The sequence below is a fragment of the Psychrobacter sp. UBA6291 genome (assembly GCF_002439405.1).
Taxonomy (GTDB): Bacteria; Pseudomonadota; Gammaproteobacteria; order Pseudomonadales; family Moraxellaceae; genus Psychrobacter; species Psychrobacter faecalis.
In genome coordinates this window covers 21,668-29,069 of sequence record NZ_DJUD01000003.1, presented here as the reverse complement: position 1 = coordinate 29,069, position 7,402 = coordinate 21,668, and the positions used below count along the sequence as shown (strand labels likewise).

Genomic DNA, 7,402 nt, shown 5'->3' with positions numbered 1-7,402 from the left:
TGGCAGTTTCAGGATGTATGCAGAGGTCTTTAGCAATATCGTTGGTGGCTTTGCCTATACTATATTGGTGTAAGATGAGCAGGCGTAGGCGGGCTCTGGGGTTACTCTCAGTCTTTGAGTGTTTGCCAAAGTCATGGTCTTCTAGGTTATGTATTGGTATAGTCATAAGTGGATGATACTATATATTTTGGGTTTGGTATTACTAAAAATGTAGCCAAGTTTTCAAAATACAAAGTTTGTAGTTAACTTCTTAAATCTTATTCTTTATCAGGTATTTTAGAATAAATTAGGGTCTAAGACTCAGGTAGAAAACATATTCGAACAGGCATACGAGTTAAAAGAATAGAACAAGAAGCTCGCTCAAGCTCGTGACCTCCTACTACCCAAACTTATGAGCGGCGCGAGCTAAACGTGTAAATCAAGGAGTGATAATGAACCGGATCCAAGCCCAACAACTATTGCAAACTGCATTGGCAAACCCGACAGCAGAGTTCCGTGATGGACAGTGGGAAGCCATTGATGCTTTGGTCAATCTTCGACAGAAACTTCTAGTGGTGCAGCGTACCGGTTGGGGTAAAAGCTCGGTTTACTTTATCAGTACCAAAATCTTTCGTGACCGAGGTATGGGGCCAACGATTATTATCTCGCCCCTACTCGCCCTGATGCGCAACCAGATCGAATCAGCCCAGCGTTTGGGTATAGTAGCGGAGACCATGAATTCTACGAATATCGATGAATGGCATTCGGTGACTCAGCGCATTCTTAATAATGAAATAGACTGTTTGTTGATTTCTCCTGAGCGCTTAGCTAACGACAGCTTTATCGAAACGGTATTACAGCCCATTGCTGACCGCATTGCTCTGATGGTGATTGATGAAGCGCACTGCATTTCTGATTGGGGTCATGACTTTCGCCTAGATTATCGCCGTATTACAAATATCTTGCGCCAGTTACCCTCCAACACGCCAGTACTGGGTACTACAGCGACAGCTAACAACCGTGTAATCGAAGACATACAAACCCAGCTGGGTGATATCAATATTCATCGTGGTCCACTAACTCGTGAAAGTCTCGCTCTACAAACCATGATATTGCCTGATCAGGCTTCACGATTAGCTTGGTTAGCACAGGTGATACCTACGTTACCGGGTACAGGTATCGTTTATACCTTAACAGTAAGGGATGCTGAGCAAGTAGCCGAGTGGCTGGTCGCTAATGATATAGATGCCAAGGCATACCACGGCAGTGTTACACATGATAGCTTTGAAGACAGTAATACCTATCGTCAGCATCTAGAAAATCTGCTTCTCAATAACCAGTTAAAGGTGTTAGTAGCCACCACGGCGCTAGGTATGGGTTACGACAAGCCTGATTTAAGCTTTGTAATTCATTATCAGGCGCCAAGCTCTATCGTTGCCTATTACCAACAGGTGGGTCGTGCTGGTCGCGGTATTGATCATGCTGTGGGTATGTTGATGTCGGGTATGGAAGATCATAATATTCATGAGTTCTTCCGAGAATCGGCTTTTCCTTCAGAAGTGCAAGTGAATGATATTTTACAGGTATTGGAAAACAGCGATGGCTTGTCGATTCGCAGTATGGAAGAGCAAACTAATCTGCGTCATGGCCAGATTGAAAAAGTACTGAAGCTGCTGAGTGTCGAAAGTCCGGCGCCAGTAATCAAAGATGGCAGCCGTTGGGTTAGGACACCAGTGCCCTATAAAATGGACCATGCCCGAATCACTCACTTAACAGGACAACGTGTACAGGAATGGCAAGAAGTGCAGAAATATCTGGATAATACTAATTGTAAAATGACATTTTTACGCCGTGCGCTAGACGATCTAGATCCTACACCGTGCGGTAAATGTTCGTCTTGCTTAGGTCAACCTGTTATCAATATTTCGGTTGATCCTACTTTGGCACATCGTGCAGGTACTTTCCTTAAGCACGCAGAAATCGTGATTACCCCAAAAGCACAAGTTGCAGCCAATGCGTTTCTGGATTATGGCTTTCGCGGCAATCTACCCCAGAAACTTCGCGCACAAGAAGGCCGTGTTTTGTCCCGTTGGGGTGATGCAGGTTGGGGGAAGATGGTTGCCGACAATAAGCATGCAGGTCGATTTAGTGATGAATTAGTTGAAGCTATAGCAGAAATGATTCAACAACGTTGGCAGCCCAATCCAGCGCCTCAGTGGGTGTGTTGTGTGCCGTCACGCTATCATTCTGAGTTGGTACCGGGTTTTGCACAACGTTTGGCTGATCGATTAGGTTTACCATTTGTAGATGCCGTGAGTAAAATCAAAGATAATCAACCACAAAAAGGCCAGCAAAATCGCTTCCACCAATGTCGCAATCTGGATGGTGTATTTGCTGTGACTCAGCCTTATGAGGGACAACCGGTTTTATTAGTAGATGATATTGTAGACTCCGGTTGGACACTCACAGTAATTGCGGCACTTTTGCAGCAAGCAGGTAGCGGTTCGGTCTACCCTATTGCGCTTGCTTCATCTTCGGTGAAAGACTCATGAATGCATCTAACTTATTATCTCCTACAGCCCAAGCAACCTTGCTACTAACGAGCTATTTTTCAAAATCCAGTAACGAAAGTGCTAAGCCACTAAGTAATGCAGAATGGGGTCGCTTTGCCTTGTGGTTAAAAGAAAAGTCTATTACACCAGCTGACCTATTGGTTGGCGATCCTCAAGCCTTGCTGCAAGGTTGGCATGATACGCGTATCAGTGCGGAGCGTATCATTGAATTGTTGAAGCGTGGTCATAGCCTTGCACTGGCTATGGAGAAATGGCAACGTGCAGGTCTTTGGGTAGTAACACGTTCTGACGCGGAATATCCGAAGCGATTAAAACAGCGATTGAAAACAGACTGCCCTCCTGTATTGTTTGGCTGCGGAAATAAAGACTTATTAAATTCAGGGGGCTTAGCAGTGATCGGTTCGCGCAATGCTAGTGATCCAGACCTCGCCTTTACAGACCAGATAGGTGCTAAAGCAGCATCAGAAAATATCGCTATTATCTCTGGTGGTGCACGTGGCGTCGATGAGACAGTGATGATTGGGGCTATGCGACAAGGGGGTATGGTCGTAGGCGTAATGGCTGATCGCCTGTTAAGAGCTGCAACCAGTAGTAAGTGGCGACAGGGTCTGATGGATGGCCATGTTGTATTGATATCGCCTTTCTACCCTGAAGCTGGGTTCAATGTCGGTAACGCCATGGCTCGTAACAAATACATTTACTGCCTAGCGGATAGTTCTCTGGTAATTCATTCTGGCAAAAAAGGTGGCACACTCAGCGGCGCACAAGAAAACCTGAAAAAAGCTTGGGTACCATTATGGATTAAACAAACCACAGACAAGGATGCAGCTAATGTCGATTTGGTTGCCAAAGGTGGCAGTTGGTTAAAAGCAGATATTCAAGCTTTCACAATTACAGATTTAGTGAGCAGTAAAGAAAACCTTGTGAATCAGGTAAGCGAACCTATAGGTGATCTATTTTCCACATATGCACAGCCTGAGTTATTTGCCGAAACAGACTTTAAACCTGCGCTAAAATCAGAGCCGGAGAAAGACGTTAACGAAGTAGAATCTGATAGAACAGTTACTGAGTTACAAACAGAGATTGGATCTGGTTCAGAAGAGGCTGCCGAAAGTAACACTGCACAATTGGAAACTATCGATTTTTATCACCTATTTAGTTCTGAGCTTCAACGCTTGGCTGAGAATCCACTGACTGTCGACGAGCTGATTGAAAGTACTAAACTTCATAAGTCTCAGTTAACTGAATGGCTTAAACGCGCTGTTGATGATGAAATTGTGAAGAAGCTCAATCGCCCAGTACGCTATCAAATCAAAAATAGTGAATAGAAAGATTGTAGTGGCATAATAAAATAGGTCAGCGTATAAGAGTATATATGTTTGCTGAGTAGCTATATGAGTACTAGACTTGAATCAAGTTAAAGATTCAGTTTCGAATTTGAGAGCGATATTAAAGATCAGTTAACCTACAACAATCTACCCTATAACTTATTAGGTAATGTATTCTTCAACATTATAGTGTTTAAAATATCATTAATACCTCTACTTACCATGAATTAATCTTACTTTAACAAGTCAAAAAAGCTCTATATGCTGTTATTTATATAGTGTAGAAGACTGAGGTATAAAGTTTATTTTTCTCGGGTGACATTGTTAATATCGGGGTTTGAAAGCTGCACTATAGTATAGGTTCTGATTTTCTTAGTCATGATAAACTCCTCATTAAGTCGTTAGTTTACCAAGTTTGGTTCTACAGTTTTTTCAGCATAGCTTAGATTACCGTTTAGTCTAATAAGTTTCGATGTCCGGTTTTGTCAGCTTAAATCAAAACTTCCTATAGGTATTTTATAAGAAATTTTGCTTCTGATGTGTGTCATTTTAGGGGACAGTTATTCCTATTATTGCTTGCAAATATTGTTCGTCCTCCTAATGTCAATAGAAAGCGATATTAAACGATTTCGATAGTCTGCTTCAATAGCTTGAAGGCTATTAATATTACTTAGTAATTTTTGTAGTTGTGCTTGATATGCTTTAATAACATTATCGAGTGTCTGCTGTAACGACACTACCAAACTATCGCAGATATTCTTATACAATTGTACTTCGTTCGCAAGGAGCAAATTAGAGTTTGCTTCATCAACTTGATAGACGACTGGATTAATTAGTCGCAGGGTATACCAATTATCAAGGCAAACCTGTGAATTAGTTAAAGTCTCGTTTATTTGAGTTTGTAGTTGTTTTTGGGTTTGGTAAGCTATATCGCTTAGTAGGTGATCGACATTATATAAGGGATCATAACTATCCATTAAATCAGGTATTCTCGGCAAAATTGTTCGCCATACTTGTTCAATCATAGTCGCTTTATAGCTTTCTAAATTGTCGAGTTCTTTAGTGAGTGATTTATTAAGTATCGATACGCGATTTTCAAGTCCCTCTTGTAATGGGTCAAAGACTTGCTCTTGTAAATAATGTAAAAAAATCTCAGCAGGTTTACGTTGTTTATAATTAATAGCAGGTTTAATCAAATCCAACAAGGCTAATAATAGCCTATCAACACCTGCATCCTCCATGGCTTTAGCAGAGCAGTTTTGGTATTTTGCCATATGTGCTGATATAGATACGGTTGGTTTCAACAGGGTGGTATCAACTGCCATCATCTCAAGTTTTCGTATAGCACGAGTTTGGACATCTTGTTCTTGTAACTGACGTCGTGAAGGGGATTTATTGCAAAGTACATGACAAATTTTCCCACCCTTTACATCTTCTTCTAGATAATCGCTACGAGTAATAATTGGTAAAAGTGGCTTTTGGCGGTGCAACTCTTGGGATAATGTTTCCAGCTCATGCACCTGACCAGGTGATGACGAACTACTCAGCCACAAGACCCCGTCGGCACTTTCCATAAATCGCTCGGTTAAGGCGGCATTGATAGCAGTGAGTGAATGCAGCCCTGGCGTGTCTAGTAACACTAATTGCTCGCCCAAGTACACACCTTGTAAGCGTGCCGTGGTCTCGGTTGCCCCTTCTTGAAAGATAGTGTCAGTCAAAATGATATCACCGTCTTGGATATAAAAATATTGCACACTTTGCTGTGCCTGATCAAAACAATCAGCCAACAGATTACATAGTGAACTTTTACCTGCATTAAACTTTCCAAACACTAAGAAAATCACTTTACTGTCTAACTGCTCACCCAAGGCTTGGGCAGTTATCAAGGCTTGATAAGATGTTTGGCGGGTTAAAGTACTATCTTCAAACCATTGATTAAATTCATTAATTTTCTCGGTAATATTGCCTTGCGGGCTAAATGGCGAAGCGTCCAGTCTATTGCGGCGAAGGTCAGCTAGTAGTTGCTGTTGCCAAGTTTGCAATTCAGCTAATTGATTGGTTAAGTTGTCTAAATTGTTTACTGAACTGCCATTTAACTGCTTTGAGGCGGTAATAAACTGGTCAAGAGCGGATGGTATGATTGGTATGTCCGACATCACATATTCTCCAAGTCGCTGACAGCTATCAATGCGGCCTTAATATGGGCTAGGTTAGCGTTAAGCTTTTCAATTTGTTGTTTATTCGCCATACGTTCTTGTGATACTTCAAAATAATTACAAAACTCCCGTTTTAGCCGTTGTCGTCCGGCCTCTTGAAAAAAAATCAGGTTTAACTCGCGTCGCAGCTTCACCGATACACCTAACACCGCTACCAACACAGTATCTATGCTGCGTACATTAGTTTTTTGACTTTCAGGCAAACCGACCACACCATAGCGAATCAGATGGCTGTTAATGTCAATACATGCCCTTGAATAAGCAACTTGAATGCGATTTCGCTCTTTCTTGCCGGCGGTAAGTTGATATTTGGTCGCAAAGGAATCGACTTCTAATGATGCATCTTTACCGACCACCTGCATAATTGGACGTAAATCATCTTGTACTTTATTTAAGACTTTGAATAAATCTTGCTCAAAATCATAGCGTTGGTCGGTTATATATTGGCTTAACTCTTTAATCTGTTGTTGGGTATTATGTTGTAATAGTTTTAAGTGGGATTTAAGCTCCTGACAAATAGAAGTCTTTTCAAAAGCACGCACATCAGCGACTTTTGTCAAAGCTTCGGTTAATCGTTGCTTGAGCTGGGAAATACCACTTTTTTCAACTAATAAAGTTTTATTTTTTTCAATGCCTTGTCGATAGCGCTGAGCAGATACATATAAGGCATTATCAAGTGTGCCTTGTTTCCCTAATCGCTCAGTAATTTGATGCAAAATCTCTTCATTTCCCAGTTGGTCGATTTGAGTAAAAACAACAATCGTTTGTCGGCGAGTTTTATGTTCATCAGCTTGTAACGCTGCTAACAATACAACTTCTTGAGCGTCAAGTTCGCCTTCTCTTAATGAGTGCACAAATAAACGAATGTCTGATTGCTGCCAAACCGCCAATTGTGCACACTGATCATCGTTGTAATTGACATCGGCATCCAGCCCAGGAGCATCAAGCCACCGTACCTGATTCCGAATATAGTTGTTTAAAGTCGTAGTTTCTCTCTTATCTGCCACTACAAATTTATCTTCGCCCATCAGTTCATTTAATAGACGGCTTTTTCCATGATTGTACTTACCTACGACAGTGACCGTCGGAATATCGCCCGCGAGCGTAATTGCTCGAAAGCGTGCTAGTTGCTCAGTATATTCGGGAGTAATAGTTAAAATTGTGCGGCAAAGCAAGTCAAACGGTTGCAAAGTCATGGCGACAACGTCCTCGTTATAGCTTTTTTCAGTACATTTTTTGATACTTATTTAGAGAAATCAGACCAATATTGATAAATGGTCTGATTACAATAGTCCAGCTTCCAATA

At 41.5% G+C, this 7,402-nt stretch carries 4 protein-coding genes; 2 read left to right on the top strand and 2 right to left on the bottom strand.

The window, feature by feature from the left end:
• Positions 1-431 precede the first annotated feature (431 nt).
• The gene (locus tag B3R91_RS00265; RefSeq protein WP_286795719.1) at positions 432-2,531 is read left to right on the top strand and encodes a RecQ family ATP-dependent DNA helicase; all 2,100 of its coding nucleotides are present in this window, start codon (positions 432-434) and stop codon (positions 2,529-2,531) included.
• Complete coding sequence (locus tag B3R91_RS00260; RefSeq protein ID WP_286795718.1) at positions 2,528-3,880, top strand: DNA-processing protein DprA; 1,353 nt, start codon at positions 2,528-2,530, stop codon at positions 3,878-3,880. Before B3R91_RS00265 ends, B3R91_RS00260 begins: the two co-directional genes overlap by 4 nt.
• 569 nt (positions 3,881-4,449) lie before the next feature.
• On the opposite strand, the gene B3R91_RS00255 is transcribed toward B3R91_RS00260, so the two are convergent.
• Entirely contained in the window at positions 4,450-6,036 is a 1,587-nt protein-coding gene (locus tag B3R91_RS00255) for a GTPase (RefSeq protein WP_286795716.1), read from the bottom strand.
• On the bottom strand, positions 6,036-7,292 hold the full coding sequence (locus tag B3R91_RS00250; RefSeq protein WP_286795715.1) for a GTPase: 1,257 nt from the start codon (positions 7,290-7,292) through the stop codon (positions 6,036-6,038). The genes B3R91_RS00255 and B3R91_RS00250 overlap by 1 nt, the downstream gene beginning before the upstream one ends.
• Positions 7,293-7,402: the final 110 nt, after the last annotated feature.